Source organism: Methanomicrobia archaeon (assembly GCA_016930255.1).
Lineage (GTDB): Archaea > Halobacteriota > Syntropharchaeia > Alkanophagales > Methanospirareceae > JACGMN01.
On the sequence record JAFGHB010000048.1, the window covers coordinates 1 to 14,697 of the forward strand.

A 14,697-nucleotide genomic window follows, 5' to 3' on the forward strand; every position below is an offset into this window, starting at 1 on the left:
CTATGGCTTCTAAACCAATCGCGAAAATAGTTTATTTCTATACTGTAATTTTTAACCAAAAAAGCATAGGTATTTAAGTGAAAAAAGCTTACTATATAATTAGAGAGGTGAAAAAAGATGAAAATTATAGCGGATAAAAAGGTGGTGAAAAAATCTTTGATACGATGTATAGAAACTGGACTGTCAACTTGTTGGGTGTTGAACATGAAACCATCAGATCTAAATCATGTATTCTGGAAATATGGTCTGATGTTCCAACTCAATGATGGACTTGAAGACTTTTCAAAGGTCGAGACCTAACGTGTAATATTTAACCCCTAGCCCAGTTATAGGTGCAGAAGCGAATAGGCAGGCGGGACACCCGATGTGAGGTCCGATGTATAAGCGCGTAATCGTGGAGTCCCACCGAAGACATAGGGTAGGGGGAAGATTTCATGTCGATCTTACCGTACTTTGTTAGGAGTGGAGTCATGAGGAAAATGAAACTAAGGCAACTAGTTACGGAACTTGAAACTGGTGGAGAATACGAACAGGCAAAGCAGGTAAGAGAAACATGCAGAGGAAACAAAAGAATGGTGCCAAATTTGGCAAAATGGTGGGGAATTTGGAACCCGAGGTGAGAAACGATGGTGGAAGACTCTTTGATAAGATGTATAGACACGTATGGAATTAAAAGCTTTTCCTAACGTGTAAGATCTGGTCTGGGTAGGTAGGGGAACAGCGATAAAACGCAGCACGGAATAGCTGCGTTCATTTAGCTGTTTTGGTTCCGATTCCTTGGCTTGCTTGGATTATAAAACAAATCTGGCTTTGGTAACCTCGTGGTTTTGGCCAAAATGTATTGTATTATCCCTAAAAGATGAGGGAATGGTGTATTAATCTCCTATTCCCTATGCTTTTATCCAGGATCTTCAATCGTTTTTTCGTTCGTATTCCATATCCCGCAAACCCAGTGATTTAGGTATTATTCTCTCTACCTGGTTTACTGACAGAATCGGGTATGTCTTAAACTTTATGTATGGTGCGTACTTCAAATTCTCCACGGTGATCTCTTCTTCAGTTCCTTCACAGATGGCGTATCCGCCGAGTTCGCCACCAGCAAACATCCCCCAATCCAGAGTTATCCCCCGCTTTAAGTCCTCTTTGACCCTGTTCACCAGCATAGTCTGATGACGGATTTGCTCTTCAGGACTCTCAGACATTCTGTTCGTATCTATTTCCCAAAGTGTTAGAAACTTTGCCATTTTATATCACCCCCTTTCTTTATCCTCCTCTCATCCATCTTTCTCAGATAGATGGAATATCCACTTGTTAACAGCCAAATTGGGGTTTTCAGCTTTAAAATTTTTGGTACAACAAGTTTTCCATATTCTACTGCTTTGATGTTGAATTTTCAAAAACCATGCCTTTTCCTTCTTATCCTCTTCGACAAGGGGCAGGTTTACTAGTTCTGAGGATTTTACTGTCCTCAAAATAACCACACTTTCAAAACTCCCTCACCGCTTCTTTCCGGGCTGCTTCAGGTTTCTGGTTTGTCGCAGCCATTAATGCCAGTGCAAGAACAAAAATAGCCTGCTTGTGCTCTTTCATGCTACGCTGGATCTGAAGGGGGGAAATACTCAGCTCTTTGTACTTCGTGAATTCGCAGTCCAAGCCTTTCTCTTCACAATACTTCATAAAATAAGCCAATAACATATGGAGATGTACCAGTTCTGTTTTTTTCATTACACCCACGACCTTTTAATTTTTTTCGGTCCCTTTATCGGTCACCGAATTTACGCTCTCTTTTTTAGTTCATGATACACAAGAAAAAATCGCTTTTTTATGAGAAAAAGTCGCTTATTTCTCGTTACCACTCACTAACTACTATAGCATTTCCATATATATAAGTCACCCCACAAAAGCTAAAAACAGGCACTCATTTTTACCTGGGTCAAATCTTCCCCCGCCGGTTCTTCCATAGCAGATTCGGGGTATTAAAACAGCTAAAACAGCAGATCCAACCGTAGAAAAATAATCTAGAACCTCTGATAGCCGATAGGATACGTAATGAGGGTTTCCACTTCTTCAGGTGAAACAAACCCTTTATTTTTCATCCGAGAATGAATGACAGAATTTAGCAGCGCTAATCAGAACAGAACAAAACAAGACGGTGAAGCCCATAAGATTCTATTTACTGTGCCAAAAGCATTTGCGTCTTGGATGAGCGGTTGGCGTAGCTTCTTTCGGTTGCTATCTCTCCGTTGCCCTTAACCCTACTTTCTCGTTTTCTCCCTTTCTTCCTTCTATCTGCTCCTCTAACTCTTTTATTAGACCCCCGTTATCAAAATGTTCGAATTTTGATTCGCAATCCTCACACCAGAAGTCCTGTTCCGCTGCTACTTCAAATAAGACACAGTGACAGTGGCATTGGTAAAACTCCCCGCTTCTTTCGTATTCAAGTTTCTTTCTTAATATATTTAAATCGTCATCTGATTCTTTATCCATCATTTTCTTGACATTATCGCAATTAAAACTCCACAAATAGGTGATCCAGCCGCTATTATCATCACGTTCAGTCCTGTATACGGCCATTCTGTTATCGTATAACTTGTAGAGAACTTTTCTTACAGAAGTGAGTTTGATATCGTTTAGCTCTGCGATCTCGCTTTCGGTTATTTCACCCTCTGGGACATTTTTCATTATCTTCAGTCCATCTTCCCCCATCGTTTTCCTGAAATATTCCCTTACTAAAAAATCATCTGTTTCGAACATTTTGATAACTCTCCATAATAATAGTTATAACGTCTGAGTAGATAAACCTTCGCACTATTTTTATCGGTATTTTTTTTGAAAAAGCGTAATCAAAGCCTCTTTCGTAGGCGCTTTGGATTTTTGATTAGCGGTGTTTTCCACGGAAAAAGCAAATTTGCTTATATACTTTGAGTACATAGTATGACCTGGTGATGCAAAAATGTCTGATGACAACGTGATTTATATCGGAAATAAGCCAGTGATGAGTTATGTCCTGGCAGTAGTGACGCAGTTTAACACCGGCTTGGGTGATGAGGTATTAATCAAAGCGAGAGGCAGAGCGATCTCACGGGCTGTGGATACTGCAGAGGTAGTCCGGAATAAGTTCATGCAGGGAGTAGCCGTGAAGGACATAAAAATGGGAACAGAGCAGCTCGTAGGGGAAAACGGAGATAAGATGAACGTCTCTTCGTTGGAAATAACATTATTGAAAGCAAACGCGTAAAGGTATTAGAATGCCTATCCAAGGCTGTATATGAGAGGGTATAATCAATCAGCCTCTTCTTTTTTCTTTTTTTGATTGACTCTTAACAGGTGGAAACTACAGGAAATTTTGATTAACCACTCACGTTGTCTCCGTCTTTAGTACTTCCTGCTCTGGTCAAAACTCTCGTCAGCGTGCCTGGTTACTCTAAACGAGGTTATTACGAAAAGAAAAAAAGAAAGATCGGGCGAAGGAGAACGTACATTGATTAGAGGTAGTTCTTGTAAACGCCCTTGAGCGAGGTGACGGTGATCTTCCCGTCGGCGGAGTTAACAAAAGCGAGCAATATTCGCTCGTTGAAGAGGAAGAAATCATCGCCGCATTTCTCCCGTATCTCCTCTACGCTCTTACTATCAAAGTAAAGCCGCTTTCCCCGTTCGTTCCCGGCTTGCTGCACCGAAACGACAAGTTCGATAATATCCCCTCCATCGTGTCCTGCATCAGTCATTTTATCTCCTGCCCATTTTATCGCATCCGTACCCACTTCCATATCGCCACTCAGTTCTTCTTCATCGGCCATTTTATCTTATATTCCCCTCGCTATTCTGCTTAATATAGGTCTGTTCTTAAAATAGCAAGCGGTCTTAAAAGAGTAGCGCGCGCAAATACCGAAAGGTTTTTATAATGATGGCCGACATAGATACTGACACCGGTGACCCAAAAAGAGTAGATGCAGAAAGTGTCACCGAAAGAGGCGAAGAAGGAGGCGGAGGCGAGAGCGAGGAATGGGAAGTAAATTCGTTGGTGCGTTGAAATGTTTTGTTAAACGCCCGGTGGACACCGTACGGATCATGTTGAGTTTAGATCAGTACGACCCGCGAGCGGTCGCATCAATAAAGGAGCAGTGCCCTGACATAGACGTGGAGAAATTGGGTGTTCACGTCGGTATCTTCCTGGCGGTTCTCCTCCTTGCCTGCGGTGTGCTGGCATATGTACTGGCGCTGCTCTACGGCATGGGTATGGTTTAAACATCAACGTCTCCTGGCGCTGCGTGTTTTTTTTTAAAAAAAACTCGTACGGTGCGGTGCATAGCACACATTTAACACCGTTATTACAGGTTATTCGGGTGCGTGGCTCTATCTGGCACCGTATAATCCGCACTGGCCGTTTCTAAGAACTTCGAGAGCACGATCATGGTATAATAAAAGATCACCAGCGCGAAGAATCGGAGATCCTGAAAGATGTAATCCGCGGGCACAAAAAACACTTCGAAATACGCCACCAGGCCTACTAGGCTATACCAGCACAATCCATAGTAAACGAGCGCGTAAACGTTTATGGTGCTGAGCGCAAGGGCAATCCCCTGGACGACCTTGATCAGATCCGGCTTCTCGCGCGCTTTCACGGCCACTGCGCAGATATGACCGAAGAGAAACCAGCCGATGATGAGCTGAATAATATACTGGCACGTGCTCTCCCAGAAGGTTACCGTGTAATCGAAGCTTATGACGGTCCGCCATAGAAACGCGATTCCGATCATCACCAGTAACGTTCGGTCATCGGTGAGCACTTTGAATACTGACGTTCGCAGGCTTCTTTCGTGTAGCGTCGACCGTGCCAGTAGGAACCGGTACTCCTCGTGTATCTTCTCCAGGTACGTTGTCGACCATAGTATCGCGCAGTAAAACATCACGAACGTCACGTACCGTACATTTCGCAAAATGAGGTCCAGCGGTGGGAAAACTTCTACCTGCAGGAGCCCATATAACCTCATCCCGTAGTAAATCATCACATAACTATTGAGCACGAACAGGCTGAACCCGATCCCCTGGTAGATCTTATTCGAAATCGGCCAGCGTGTCGGCTTTTGGGACAGAGCATACACATACCCTAAGAGCGCCCAGCCCAGTATGAACAGAGAAATACCCGAGCAGCAACATTCCCACGGGGCTTCTATCTCGTCTTGGCTTACCACCGCTCGCCAAAAAACCGCTATTCCTATTAGTACTATTACTATCCGTTCGTCTCTTAGTACCTCGGATACGGCTTTACTCATCTTCCTCTTTAACTATCAACAAACACACGATAGATAAACCTCTCCTTAAGCGAAAAGGCTTACAAACCCTCTCCTTTCTCTTTAAAAAGAAAAGGGTTGATCGATCTATCTTTTTGGATATTCCGGGATTACGCCATGGATTCTTCTTTCTTAACCAGGAACTCACACTCCACTGCTGCCGTTTCTAACCACTTCGAGAGCACCAGTGTTGCACAATAAAAGATCACTAGCATGAAATATCGTATGTCTCTCCAGACATAATCCAGCGGTACTTCAGCCTCGCCTCCTATGACTATTAATCTATACCACCGCATCCCGTAGTAAACAAGAGCATAAATGTTTACAGCGAATAGAGCGAGTGCAATGCCATGGTAGATTTTTACCATGTTTGGTCTGCTTACCACTCGCGCGGCCAATGAACTCGTGTAACCAAAGAGAACCCAACCCATTATGAAGATGGCTATACCTGAGACCATACTTTCCCAAGGAGCTATCTGAAACTTTGATGGTCCAAGGCTTATGACCGCGCGCCAGAAGAACGCTATTGCTATTATCACGATCGCGGTCCGTTCATCAGTGAGCACTTTGAATAATGTTGTTCTCATAGCTCCTTTACGCGTCGTCGGCACTTCCTCGGTGAGCAGCATATAATTATCGTGCATCTTCTTCAGATACCGCGCAGCCCATATGAGACCGCAATAACAGAGCACTAACATCACATATCGTACATCTCTTAGGAGCCAATCCAGCGGCACAAGAGCTTCCTCCACCTCTCCAAGGCTTGCTAATCTATACCATCGCATCCCATAGTAAACCATCACATAAATGTTTAGTGCGCTCAGGCTCACCGCAAGCCCTTGAAACATCCGATTCGAGACCAACCATCCCGTCTCTTTCCGAGACATCCGGTACAGATAAGCGAAGAGAACCCAGCCAAATATGAAAAGTGAAATGCCTGAGATAACACTATCCGGCCAAAAATCAATCTTGCCATCAAGACTTATCACCGCCCGCCATACAATCGCTACAATGAGTATCGCGATTAATGTCCGTCCAGACATCATCACGTCACCAAAAGAATCTTTTGTGCCCATTTGTATCCAAACCCCCCCTATCTTTCGGCCACCACACCTTTCTGTGACACCATCTTCATCTTCTCTTTTTGGTTCACCAGTGTCGGGATGTACATTGCCCACGACCATATAAATATCTTTCGGTTTTTGTTTTCTCCTCTCTGAAACCCCAAGCTCTATTGCGAAACTCACCTATAGAATGAGAAACAAAAAGAAAACCATCTGAGTGCGGTGCCCATGAAGATAGATGTGCAGGTCATGGTGGGTGGTAATGTAATTCTCACGTTTGAGAGGGTAGATGTGGAGTTAACGAGGGAAGAAGCGGAAGAATTGAAGCTCCTTCTTGAGGACGCCTTTGAGCGAGGTGCGCGCGAACTTCTTCTTATTGAGGTAAGCAAAAGCATGTAAAATCTGTTCCGTCTATTCGGTGGATATTAAGAAGTGGTCATCGCGGCGTTTCTATCAACTCGTTCTCTTCTTCTCCCTCTTGCCTTTTATTCATCCTTTCCTTACCTTTTCGTTTACACCAGTCATCTGAAAAGGGCAACGTCATCAAACGATCGCGCGCTGTTCCTCCTCCCACTCTCTCTATACGTTTGCGACAAAAGAGACGGACCAACTGACGACCGACGTCTTTTTGCGAAACCTCTAAAAAGATGAAGCACATCTCTCTACGTATCAAAGGCAAAAAATAGTGATCGGATAATGGGAGGGAGGATGATAATGGAGCAGCCAAATGTAAAAGGATTGCTTATTTTGTCTTTCACAGCAGCCTGTGCCTTCTTAGCGTTTTATCTCAGTGTTATCAAAAATGTAACCGTTGTTTATCCCCATCTGTTCTACATCCCGATCATGTTAGCCGGCGTCTGGTATCGAAGGAAGGCTACTTACATCGCGCTCTTTCTCAGCGCTGTTTATATTCTCGTGACGTATCCGCTGTGGGTGCTTGATCCAGATCTTTCGGTAAGTGTTCTTGAACGAAGTGCTATCCTTATCGTGGTGGCGTACATTATCGGGTTTGTGAGCGAGAAAAGGGCACAAGCGGAAGCGGAGCTCAAAGAGACGAAGGATTATCTGGACGACGTTATCAAGAGTTCTGCGGATGCGATTGTAGTGGTAGATATGGAAGGCATTGTGCGATCCTGGAACAAAGCGGCAGAAGGCTACATGGGGTATACCGCAGCGGAGGTCATAGGAACACACAACAAGAAGTTCTTTGCGGATCCTGAAGAAGCAGAACGGATAATGGCGATCGTGCTGCGAGAGGGGGAACTGAAAAATCATAGAACCATCGTGCTGGCGAAAGATGACAAAACCGTCTACATCAACATGTCGGCGGCATTGTTGCGGGATAAAGAAGGTGTTCCGGTTGGCACGGTCCGGGTGAGCAGAGATATAACGAAAGAAGTGGAGTTGGAAGAGAAGATAAAAGAGCGGCGGAACAACTTGAATTTGATCTTTGAGAGCATGCCGGACGGCGTGTACATCGTCTCAAAGGATTATGAAGTGGAGTTCATGAACAAGGTTTTGATCGATGAGTTTGGCGATCGGGTCGGCGGCGTTTGTTACCAGGTATTTCATAACAGAGAAGCGCCCTGTCCGCGGTGCAAAACTACCGAGGTCCTGAATGGAGAGACGGTGCGGTGGGAGTGGCGCTCTCGGAGGAAGAACAAGACGTATGACCTCGTTGAGACGCCCCTGAAGAATATCAATGGCACGCTCTCGAAATTAACCATCTTTCGTGACATCAGTGAGCGGAAACGGATGGAGGAGGAGCTAAAGGAGGCTAAAGAGCAGTATATGGCGATCTTCGAGCACACACTCACCGCTTTGTGTGTCATTGAGGAGGATAAAACAATCTCGCTGGCCAACAAGGAATTTGAGAGCATGAGCGGGTATTCGAGGGAAGAGCTTGCGGGCAAAAACTGGACTGATTTCATTGAGGCGAGGGACTCTGAAAGGGTACGGAATTACTGTGATGAACGAAGAAAAGGCGGAGCAGAAGCATGCTGTCTTTTTACGTTTGTGAGCCGCGAGGGGGCACTCAAGTACGTGAATGCCCTGATAGAGCCGGTTCCGGGGGAGAACCGGTGTATTGCCTCAATGCTCGACATTACGGAGCTGAAGAAGAATGAAGAAACGCTGCAGGAGACCATTGAAAAACTTGCGGAGCTGGACAAGATGAAGCTGGAATTCCTGAACGTGGCGTCCCATGAGATGCGATCGCCACTGTCGCCAATTATCGGCTATGCAAGCCTGCTGGAGCCCAAACTTACCGGTAGGGAGCGGGAATATATTCGGAGGATAGAGAAATGCGCGCGCGAACTCGAAGAGATGATCAATCGAATGTTAGAACTCGCGCGCATTGACGGTAGGAGGGTGGAGCTCAATCTCGAAGAGTTTTCTCTTCCGGACGTTGTGCGAAAGGTGATTAAGAACCTTGAGCCAGAAGCGAAGGCAAAAAGCCAAAAAATCTCCTTAGCAACTCCGGAGCTAAAAATTCAGGCGGATAAGCAGAAGACGGCCGCTATTTTCACTAACTTAATCTCCAATGCCATTCGATATACCGGTGAGGGGGGAAGAATAGACGTTATGGTTGAAGATAGGGGCGAGGATATCTATGCGTGCGTCGCCGATACGGGGATTGGCATTCCAGAAGAGCATTTACCAAAGATTTTTGGACGATTTTACATGGTCGACACCTCGTTGACGAGGAAGTCGGGAAGTCTTGGGCTGGGTTTATCTATAGTCAAAGAGTATGTAAAGTTGCACGGCGGTAGGGTGTGGGCAACAAGCGACCTCGGGCACTGGTCGAAATTCTCCTTCACCATGCCAAAAGAACAACTAACTAAAGGAGGTGAATGAGGTGAAAAAGCGGATTTTGATTGTAGAAGATGCGCTCTACATGCGAGAGATGCTGGTTGAGATGTTGGGAGCGGAAGAGGAGGAATACGAAGTGGTAGGCTTTGCTGTTAACGGAAAGGAAGCCGTGGCGAAGTATAAAGACTTAACGCCTGACCTTGTCACCATGGATCTGGTCATGGAGGAGATGGACGGGATTCAAGCGATACGGGAGATTAAAAAATATGACCCGAATGCTTTGATTCTCGTCATCACTGCATTGGGCACGCCGGAGCAGCGGAATGAAGCGCTGGAAGCAGGAGCAGATGAATACCTGTGGAAACCATTCACGGTAAAAAACCTCTCAGATATGCTTAGAAAACTGTTGAGAAAAGAGAAGGAATGAGCGAGGAAGTGGGTTTTGAGGAGATCGTGCGATCTCTCAGAAGGAGCAGAGTAAGGACTGAGATTCTCATGTATTTGTATAAAATCTATCCGGGCGCTTCGTATCCCGCGGAGATATCCAGGAACACCGGGATAGACTCTACCAATATCCTTGGCGGCTTGAGAGGGATGAGCAGCAGGTTCGGAGAGTCACATTCTCTGCTCAAGCAGGGGGTTGTGGAGAAGCTTGAGCGTGGAGACGCAACCTACTACCGGCTTTCAGAGCGCGGTAAAGCGTTGGTAGAGAGCCTGCAAGAGACTTAGCTAATCTTAGTCGCCGAATTTCGTATCGTACGTTACACGTTCTCGATTTTATCTGCTTTAAGCCTACAAGAAATACGTTCACATACTACAAAGAACCGAAAAGCTTTTAAGTACCTGCATCTATACATGTATATGTAGGTGCACATACACCTTTGGCGGGGTGGGTGAAAAGGGTATGTGAGCTACTATCCCTACAAGGGGTAAAAAAAGGGGGTGGAAGAAGAGAAATGGGAATAAAAAGAATCTTGAATACATGGCGATGTTTTGGTAAGAACCCGACGCTTGCGACAAGGGTACTGATGGCTACGGTAGCTGCAACAGTGTTGCCAGCCAATTCTGTCTGCTATCTGCGTGATTTGGAGAAAGCAGGGTATTTAGAAGATACCCAAACCTTAGCGATGGGAACTGCGATGCTGTATTCTATTGCGTTCACCGTGGCGTTTTCGTTCATGTATCTGACCTATGGCGTCGTGTGGTTTTAGGTAAAGGGGTAAAAAGGAGGAAAGAGCGAAATGTTTGATATGGGTGGCAAAAGGGGATTTGAGCGTTTATTTAGGTCTCTCAGAAGGAGCAGAGTAAGAACTGAGATTCTGATGTATCTGTATAACCACTATCCTATGGCGTTGTATCCTACTGAGATCGCCCGGGACACGGGGATAAACCCAATAAATGTCCTCGGCGGCTTGAAAGGGATGGGCAGGTTCGATACGTCAAGTTCGCTTCTCAAGCAGGGGTTTGTGGAGGAACTGAGTCAAGGGGATATACCCTTATACCGGCTTTCAGAGCGCGGTAAATTGTTGATGGAGCGTCTGCATGTATGACGTTTACGTTGACGTTGAAGGCCGTATCAGGGTCGATAAAAAAGGAGAAAGAGCAGAATGGTTGATATAGGGAGCATTGGAAGCGTACCTCCTGCGCTCATTTATCTTGCAGGAGCGGCATTACTCCCCTTGCTCGGAACGGGTAAGGTGAGGAAGGTTTATCTTATCGTCCTTGCTGCACTCGGATTGATCGGTGTGGCGTTGATAAAACCGCAAACGACCTGGGTATTCTCTGTTCTTCCGGGATTTGAGCTGACCTTCCTGCATGCCGATAGCTTGAGCATCCTAATGGGCTATATATTTGTGATAATCGGTGCTGTTGCAATTTTATACTCGTTAGAGCTGGTAAAAGAGAGCGGGGAACTCGTCTGTGGTTTGTTCTATCTTGGAAGCGCTCTGGGCGCGGTATTTGCCGGCGACTTCTTCACGCTCTACATATTCTGGGAGATCATGGCGTTCTCCTCGCTCGGATTGATCTGGTACAGCCGAACGGAGCGTGCGACAAACGCGGGGATGCGTTATATTCTGTTTCACCTGTTTGGCGGTTGTGCGCTGCTCGGCGGAATATTAATCCATTACATGAACACCGGCTCCATTGCCGTGGGCCCGGTCGAGCTGGGTATGGGCTATCTGCTGCTTCTTATCGGCATAGGCGTGAACACGGCATTTATACCGCTGCATTCCTGGCTACCGGATTCATACCCGAAGGCGACGATAGCAGGCGCGGTATTCATGTGTGTCTTTACGACGAAGACAGGAGTATACGTGCTGGCGAGGACCTTTCCGGGTGTGGAAGCGGTAGCGTATATGGGTGGTGTGATGTGTCTCTACGGAGTTGTATTCGCACTACTGCAGAATGACGTGAGAAAGCTTCTATCGTATCATATCGTCAGTCAGGTCGGTTATATGGTGGCAGGAATAGGAATAGGGACGTATATCGGGATAAACGGAGGAATGGCACACGTTTTCAACCATATCCTGTACAAGGCGCTCCTGTTCATGTGTATGGGTGCCGTGATATACGCAACGGGGAAACACAATCTCACAGAGCTGGGTGGGCTGGCGAAGAAGATGCCAATAACGATGATAACGTGTATTATAGCGGCATTATCCATTTCCGGTGCGCCGGGCTTTAACGGCTACGTAAGTAAGGGCATGGTAATCCATGCTGCTGAATTAGAAGGGATGCACGTGCTTGCGCTGGCGTTGATTATGGGCTCGGTCGGCACGGCTTTGTCCTTCTTGAAACTCACGTATTTCACCTTTTTCAGGAGCAACGACGAACTAGCAGCGAAAGAAGCACCGTGGCCAATGCTCATCGCCATGAGCGTTACCGCGTTCCTGTGCGTTGCTCTTGGCGTGTATCCGCAACTGCTCTATGGAATACTGCCGTATGCAGATGTGGCGTTCCACTACCATCCCTACGCACTGGGGCATACGATACTCACCCTGGAGTTACTGATGGTGACCGCAGTGGGATTCGTCATGCTCCGATCCGTATTCTCACCACACGAGCGCGTATCCTACGACATAGATCATCTGTACAGGAAAGCGGGCCGGGGCTTTATATGGCTCTGTGAACAACCGTTAGTGACCGTTGCTGATTTCATAGACAAGGGCTTGTTGAGAATTGCTGATGCTCTTGTGTGGTTCGGTAAGAATCCAACGGCGGCGTCACGAGTGCTGGCGGCTATGGTGACCGCAGCGGTACTGAGACCGTTCACTTATACGACCCAATACGAGCAGGATTTGGAGCGACTCAAGCGGCTGTCAGCAGAGGAACCAGTGGTAAGCGTAAACTTAGGAACCGGCGTGCTGCTCGTCGTCATATTCTTCACGCTCTATCTGATCGTTTATCTGACGCACGGGGTGTTCTGGGTTTAGCCAGAGTCAGCATTAGCAAAGAGCAGCCAAAAGAAACCAAGAATAAAATAAAAAATAGAAGGTGGGCCTGCTTCATCCAATCCAGCAGGACCCGCTCTTTACCATTCTCGTTCAAACGCAACCCAGGTTTCCGTCGTTGAGACCACTCTGCTTTGGTCAAGGAACGTTTTAATTACGTTGGGATCGGTAGCCTCATAAATCCACACCGCATCATACCGACCAAGTGTGAGATAGACGTGCAGGAACGTGACACCCTTGGGTGGCGATTTAAGTAAGGTGTCGCCGAATTTTTTCGCTTCCTCAGCCATGCCTGGATTGATTCTCACGCAGGTTATGAATAGCATCTTTTTTTATCACCTCCATAGTAATCAAAGGTTTGTTCACATTAATAACTCTCATACCGTTCAAACAATCACTACCTAAAAATGGATACTCTTAGCCACTTTGGTTCAATTGCACGCACAGCCCGCTCGTTTATGTTTCAATAGAAAATGCAATGCTACGTGTGTTTACTCAGAACTTATGAAACGACGTTATTTACCGCTATCTCTACCAGCTCGTAGATATGCAGCGAGATCGTGTTTATAAACGGTGCGAGCGTTTCGACAGGCCTCAGAACGAACGCTAAAAAGAAGATAACGGAAAAAATCGCCGTTATCGTTAACGGGATGAGCATGAACAGAGGCGCCTCTTGTATCGTTATCTGTTCGGATGCGCCTTCTGGGTGCTTGAAGAACGCGGTGTGGATGATAGGGAAGAAATAGACGACGTCCAGCAACGAAGCTGCTAGGAGGACAAACAGGAAGATTATCATGATGCTGCTGCCTTCTAACGAGCCGAGGCAGAGATACCATTTACTTATGAACCCAACCGCGGGCGGAATGCCGCACATTCCCAATGCGCATACGGAGAATGCGAGCATCGTTACCGGCATGGTCTTTCCTATGCCGCCCATCTCACTTATGTTCTTCTTCCCGGTAGCGACCAGTATGGCACCCGCACAGAGGAAGAGCGTTATTTTCATGTAGCCATGAAACGGGATATGCATCATTGCGCCTCGCATGCCGTAGAACATTGGATTCTCTGCAGCTATCGAGGGCAACAACGCCGCACCGAGGATGATATACGCGAGCTGGTTAATAGTGGAGTACGCAAGTCTTCGCTTCAGGTTGTCCTGTGCAATGGCGAACAAATTGGCAACGATCATGGTAAAGCCCGCGATACAGGCGAGCGCCAATGCGAGCGTGAGGCTCTCGTCTAGGAAATATACCTCGCGCATCAGATCGACACCATAGATGTAGCCAACGATCCTGACGATCCCAAACACGCCCGCCTTCACCACGGCGACGGCATGCAAAAGCGCACTCACCGGCGTTGGCGCGACCATCGCGGTCGGCAGCCAGGAGTGGAACGGCATCCACGCAGCCTTCAGGAATCCTAAAAGGAAACAGAAGAAGAGGATTACCAGTGTCAAACGAGATGCAGAACTGAGCGCAGCTATGCCGCCGTTCGTGAAATCGGTTGTTCCGGTTAGATAATAGGTCATCATCACGGCGAAGAGGAAGAATACGCCGGAGGTGAGCAGATACGCGAAATATTTGCGGCCTGCGCTCAACGCTTCTTGTGTCTGATCGTGAATGACCAGCGGATAGGTTGAGACCGTCAGGATCTCGTAAAATACGAACATCGTGAGCAAATTCCGGGACATTGCAATGCCTAAAGCACCAGCAATGGCAACAGCGAAGGAGAAGAAGAACCGTGTCTGTGCATGCTCCTTCAGCGACCGCATATAGCCTATGGCGTAGAAGGAAACTAAAATCCAGAGCGAAGAGGAGGTGAGTGCGAAGATCAGACCGAACGCATCCACTTTGAAGCCGAGTACGACTCCTTCAAATAGCGTTTCGAAGAACGTGAATTCGATAACTTCTCCCGCTAGAATCGTGGGAATCATCGATAGAACGAGCGAGAACATCGCTATTCCTGCTGCTATCGTTACTCCTTCCCTAATATTCGGCCGCTTGCCGAACAGCAGTATCAGAGGGGATGCAATTGCGGGGCACAATATAACAAACAGCGGCGTCATCAGTTCCACCATCT

Annotated in this window: 18 protein-coding genes; 10 read left to right on the forward strand and 8 right to left on the reverse strand. The window is 46.7% G+C overall.

The genetic code is table 11. From position 1 onward, the window contains the following. The first annotated feature begins 470 nt into the window (after positions 1 to 470). Positions 471 to 620, forward strand: coding sequence for a hypothetical protein (locus JW878_07095; protein MBN1762822.1), 150 nt, complete (start codon positions 471 to 473; stop codon positions 618 to 620). Between the two features lie 291 nt (positions 621 to 911). On the opposite strand, the gene JW878_07100 is transcribed toward JW878_07095, so the two are convergent. The 3 genes from JW878_07100 to JW878_07110 form a co-directional block, all read right to left on the reverse strand. Continuing rightward, on the reverse strand, positions 912 to 1,244 hold the full coding sequence (locus JW878_07100; protein MBN1762823.1) for a hypothetical protein: 333 nt from the start codon (positions 1,242 to 1,244) through the stop codon (positions 912 to 914). 241 nt (positions 1,245 to 1,485) lie between these two features. Then, positions 1,486 to 1,725, reverse strand: coding sequence for a UPF0058 family protein (locus JW878_07105; protein ID MBN1762824.1), 240 nt, complete (start codon positions 1,723 to 1,725; stop codon positions 1,486 to 1,488). Between the two features lie 507 nt (positions 1,726 to 2,232). Further along, positions 2,233 to 2,754 (reverse strand): hypothetical protein, encoded by a 522-nt coding sequence (locus tag JW878_07110; protein ID MBN1762825.1) that lies wholly within the window; start codon positions 2,752 to 2,754, stop codon positions 2,233 to 2,235. A 199-nt stretch (positions 2,755 to 2,953) separates the two neighbouring features. Here JW878_07110 and albA point away from each other — a divergent pair, with 199 nt between their 5' ends. Beyond that, positions 2,954 to 3,238, forward strand: coding sequence for a DNA-binding protein Alba (albA, locus tag JW878_07115; protein MBN1762826.1), 285 nt, complete (start codon positions 2,954 to 2,956; stop codon positions 3,236 to 3,238). Positions 3,239 to 3,485: 247 nt separating this feature from the next. Here albA and JW878_07120 read toward each other — a convergent pair whose 3' ends face one another. Continuing rightward, the gene (locus JW878_07120; GenBank protein MBN1762827.1) at positions 3,486 to 3,797 is read right to left on the reverse strand and encodes a hypothetical protein; all 312 of its coding nucleotides are present in this window, start codon (positions 3,795 to 3,797) and stop codon (positions 3,486 to 3,488) included. A 205-nt stretch (positions 3,798 to 4,002) separates the two neighbouring features. Between JW878_07120 and JW878_07125 the strand changes: the two genes are divergently transcribed. Then, positions 4,003 to 4,245: a hypothetical protein gene (locus JW878_07125; GenBank protein MBN1762828.1), complete on the forward strand. Its 243-nt coding sequence runs from the start codon at positions 4,003 to 4,005 to the stop codon at positions 4,243 to 4,245. 83 nt (positions 4,246 to 4,328) lie between these two features. Here JW878_07125 and JW878_07130 read toward each other — a convergent pair whose 3' ends face one another. Both JW878_07130 and JW878_07135 read right to left on the reverse strand, forming a co-directional pair. Next, positions 4,329 to 5,273, reverse strand: coding sequence for a hypothetical protein (locus JW878_07130; protein ID MBN1762829.1), 945 nt, complete (start codon positions 5,271 to 5,273; stop codon positions 4,329 to 4,331). Between the two features lie 128 nt (positions 5,274 to 5,401). After that, positions 5,402 to 6,367, reverse strand: a complete 966-nt coding sequence (locus JW878_07135) for a hypothetical protein (GenBank protein MBN1762830.1) — start codon at positions 6,365 to 6,367, stop codon at positions 5,402 to 5,404. A gap of 216 nt (positions 6,368 to 6,583) precedes the next feature. Here JW878_07135 and JW878_07140 point away from each other — a divergent pair, with 216 nt between their 5' ends. From JW878_07140 to JW878_07170, 7 genes are all read left to right on the forward strand, one after another. Next, entirely contained in the window at positions 6,584 to 6,754 is a 171-nt protein-coding gene (locus JW878_07140; protein ID MBN1762831.1) for a hypothetical protein, read from the forward strand. Between the two features lie 309 nt (positions 6,755 to 7,063). Continuing rightward, entirely contained in the window at positions 7,064 to 9,211 is a 2,148-nt protein-coding gene (locus JW878_07145) for a PAS domain S-box protein (GenBank protein MBN1762832.1), read from the forward strand. A 1-nt stretch (position 9,212) separates the two neighbouring features. After that, complete coding sequence (locus tag JW878_07150; GenBank protein ID MBN1762833.1) at positions 9,213 to 9,593, forward strand: response regulator; 381 nt, start codon at positions 9,213 to 9,215, stop codon at positions 9,591 to 9,593. After that, the gene (locus tag JW878_07155) at positions 9,590 to 9,895 is read left to right on the forward strand and encodes a transcriptional regulator (GenBank protein MBN1762834.1); all 306 of its coding nucleotides are present in this window, start codon (positions 9,590 to 9,592) and stop codon (positions 9,893 to 9,895) included. The genes JW878_07150 and JW878_07155 overlap by 4 nt, the downstream gene beginning before the upstream one ends. A gap of 227 nt (positions 9,896 to 10,122) precedes the next feature. Beyond that, a complete protein-coding gene (locus JW878_07160; GenBank protein ID MBN1762835.1) occupies positions 10,123 to 10,377 on the forward strand; it encodes a hypothetical protein in 255 nt (84 codons plus the stop codon). 30 nt (positions 10,378 to 10,407) lie between these two features. Beyond that, a complete protein-coding gene (locus JW878_07165; GenBank protein ID MBN1762836.1) occupies positions 10,408 to 10,716 on the forward strand; it encodes a hypothetical protein in 309 nt (102 codons plus the stop codon). A gap of 57 nt (positions 10,717 to 10,773) precedes the next feature. Further along, a complete protein-coding gene (locus JW878_07170; GenBank protein MBN1762837.1) occupies positions 10,774 to 12,600 on the forward strand; it encodes a Na(+)/H(+) antiporter subunit D in 1,827 nt (608 codons plus the stop codon). Between the two features lie 98 nt (positions 12,601 to 12,698). Here the strand turns inward: JW878_07170 and JW878_07175 are convergent, their stop codons facing one another. Continuing rightward, the gene (locus JW878_07175; protein MBN1762838.1) at positions 12,699 to 12,944 is read right to left on the reverse strand and encodes a hypothetical protein; all 246 of its coding nucleotides are present in this window, start codon (positions 12,942 to 12,944) and stop codon (positions 12,699 to 12,701) included. A 176-nt stretch (positions 12,945 to 13,120) separates the two neighbouring features. Further along, positions 13,121 to 14,692 carry a monovalent cation/H+ antiporter subunit D family protein gene (locus tag JW878_07180; protein ID MBN1762839.1) on the reverse strand — a complete coding sequence of 524 codons (1,572 nt, stop codon included), beginning with the start codon at positions 14,690 to 14,692 and terminating at the stop codon, positions 13,121 to 13,123. Positions 14,693 to 14,697: the final 5 nt, after the last annotated feature.

Bases quoted from the DNA above. Each gene is read 5' to 3' on its own strand.
- JW878_07105 (MBN1762824.1), bottom strand. From the start codon at position 1,725: ATGAAAAAAACAGAACTGGTACATCTCCATATGTTATTGGCTTATTTT.
- albA (MBN1762826.1), top strand. From the start codon at position 2,954: ATGTCTGATGACAACGTGATTTATATCGGAAATAAGCCAGTGATGAGT.
- JW878_07135 (MBN1762830.1), bottom strand. From the start codon at position 6,367: ATGGGCACAAAAGATTCTTTTGGTGACGTGATGATGTCTGGACGGACA.
- JW878_07130 (MBN1762829.1), bottom strand. From the start codon at position 5,273: ATGAGTAAAGCCGTATCCGAGGTACTAAGAGACGAACGGATAGTAATA.
- JW878_07140 (MBN1762831.1), top strand. From the start codon at position 6,584: ATGAAGATAGATGTGCAGGTCATGGTGGGTGGTAATGTAATTCTCACG.
- JW878_07170 (MBN1762837.1), top strand. From the start codon at position 10,774: ATGGTTGATATAGGGAGCATTGGAAGCGTACCTCCTGCGCTCATTTAT.
- JW878_07120 (MBN1762827.1), bottom strand. From the start codon at position 3,797: ATGGCCGATGAAGAAGAACTGAGTGGCGATATGGAAGTGGGTACGGAT.
- JW878_07145 (MBN1762832.1), top strand. From the start codon at position 7,064: ATGATAATGGAGCAGCCAAATGTAAAAGGATTGCTTATTTTGTCTTTC.
- JW878_07165 (MBN1762836.1), top strand. From the start codon at position 10,408: ATGTTTGATATGGGTGGCAAAAGGGGATTTGAGCGTTTATTTAGGTCT.
- JW878_07175 (MBN1762838.1), bottom strand. From the start codon at position 12,944: ATGCTATTCATAACCTGCGTGAGAATCAATCCAGGCATGGCTGAGGAA.
- JW878_07125 (MBN1762828.1), top strand. From the start codon at position 4,003: ATGGGAAGTAAATTCGTTGGTGCGTTGAAATGTTTTGTTAAACGCCCG.
- JW878_07100 (MBN1762823.1), bottom strand. From the start codon at position 1,244: ATGGCAAAGTTTCTAACACTTTGGGAAATAGATACGAACAGAATGTCT.
- JW878_07110 (MBN1762825.1), bottom strand. From the start codon at position 2,754: ATGTTCGAAACAGATGATTTTTTAGTAAGGGAATATTTCAGGAAAACG.
- JW878_07095 (MBN1762822.1), top strand. From the start codon at position 471: ATGAGGAAAATGAAACTAAGGCAACTAGTTACGGAACTTGAAACTGGT.
- JW878_07160 (MBN1762835.1), top strand. From the start codon at position 10,123: ATGGGAATAAAAAGAATCTTGAATACATGGCGATGTTTTGGTAAGAAC.
- JW878_07155 (MBN1762834.1), top strand. From the start codon at position 9,590: ATGAGCGAGGAAGTGGGTTTTGAGGAGATCGTGCGATCTCTCAGAAGG.